This window comes from Achromobacter pulmonis (genome assembly GCF_002885955.2).
In the GTDB taxonomy this organism is placed as follows: Bacteria; Pseudomonadota; Gammaproteobacteria; order Burkholderiales; family Burkholderiaceae_B; genus Achromobacter; species Achromobacter pulmonis_A.
In genome coordinates, this window is the sequence record NZ_POQS01000065.1 from 1 (window position 1) to 599 (window position 599).

General features: G+C 63.3%; 1 pseudogene. It reads left to right on the forward strand.

What is annotated here, in order from left to right:
* Nucleotides 1-599 (forward strand): annotated as a pseudogene (locus tag C1I89_RS34785) (hypothetical protein); the annotation flags it as partial.

The window sequence follows — 599 nt, forward strand, 5'->3', positions numbered from 1 at the left end:
TACACCCGCCAGATGGGCGACCTTAAGCAGGTGGTGTCCGGCATTGGGACGGAAGTTATCGGGCAATTGCTGCCTGGCATTAACGAGTGGATAAAGGGTACGGGTGCGCTGGCGCGGGAAAACCGCAAGGCCATCGCCACCGAGATTGTCAACGGCTTAAAGGACTTATGGCGTGTCATGAAATCGATCGGCGCTGCTGTGTCGTGGGCTGCTGACCAGGTGGGCGGATTCGGCAACTTGCTGGGCGGCGTTGCCGCGATCTTGGCTACCCGTCTGATCGCGGCAATCCTGCTCACGGCGGCATCCTTGGTGAGGCTAGGATATTCCGCTGCTGTTTTTGGCGCTCGGCTGACAGCATCGCTGTTGGGCGGACTTCTGTCCGTGTCTCGTGGCCTGGTCGGCCTGGCCGCCCGCGCGATACCGGCGGCCATCGCGGGAATCCGCGCGCTATCGCTGGCCTTCCTGACCACGCCGGTGGGCTGGATCGTGACGGGCATCGCGGCCGTGGCCGGCGCGGTGTACCTGATCTATCGCAACTGGGACAGCATCGCCGCGTGGTTCGGGCAGCTATGGCAGGGCATCAAGGCGTTTTTCAGCCG